The organism is Cellulosimicrobium sp. CpK407 (genome assembly GCF_051844275.1).
GTDB classification, from domain to species: domain Bacteria; phylum Actinomycetota; class Actinomycetes; order Actinomycetales; family Cellulomonadaceae; genus Cellulosimicrobium; species Cellulosimicrobium cellulans_G.
The window spans coordinates 1-721 of the sequence record NZ_JBGNYC010000103.1; the positions used below are offsets into that span (position 1 = coordinate 1).

At 74.3% G+C, this 721-nt stretch carries 1 pseudogene; it reads right to left on the reverse strand.

The annotated features are described in order from the left end of the window. Positions 1-721: pseudogene (locus ABWU78_RS20895) on the reverse strand (Ig-like domain-containing protein); the annotation flags it as partial.

Genomic DNA, 721 nt, shown 5'->3' on the forward strand with positions numbered 1-721 from the left:
GAGGCGGGTCTGGGGGTCCAGGCCCTCGAGGCGCTCGTCGACGTCCCGACCCGTGCCGTCGCAGTCACGGATCACCTGACCCGTCGAGGCCCACGCCCCGTACGTGCAGGCGCCGAGCTGCACGGGCGCCGCCGGCACGCCCTGCGCGGCACGCCGCTGCGCGTCCCCGCCCTTCAGCGGCTGGGAGACGAGGGCGTCCGTCGTGGCGACCACGACCACGTCCGAGGACTGCGACGGCTGCTGCAGGCGCGCGTCCCCGCCCCCCTCGATCGCCACGCTCTTCCCGCCGGGCAGGATCAGGTGGGACGCGGACCGGTCGAGCACCACAGGCTTGTCACCGACCGCGGTCACCTCGACCTCCGCGCCCTTGCTCACCGGCAGGGGCGCGGAGGAGGCCTCACCGTCCACCGTGCCCTTGGACGTCGTCGCCACCGTCCACAGCGTCCCCGTGGACGGGATCGCCGCGAACACCGTCCCGTCCTGCGACACGGTCAGCGCGCCGTCACCGCCGACCTCGGCCACGGGGTCCAGCTTCTCCGCGTCGAACGACGTCGCCCCGTCGAACGGCAGCACCCACAGCAGGCCCTCCTCGCCGTCGAGGATCGCCGTCGTCGCGCCACCGGAGACCACCTGCGCCCCCGCCGGCAGACGAACCTGTCCGTCCAGCTTGAGGTGCGCGACGTTCACGGGGGACGCGGAGCTCGTCCCGGAGTCGTCCAGC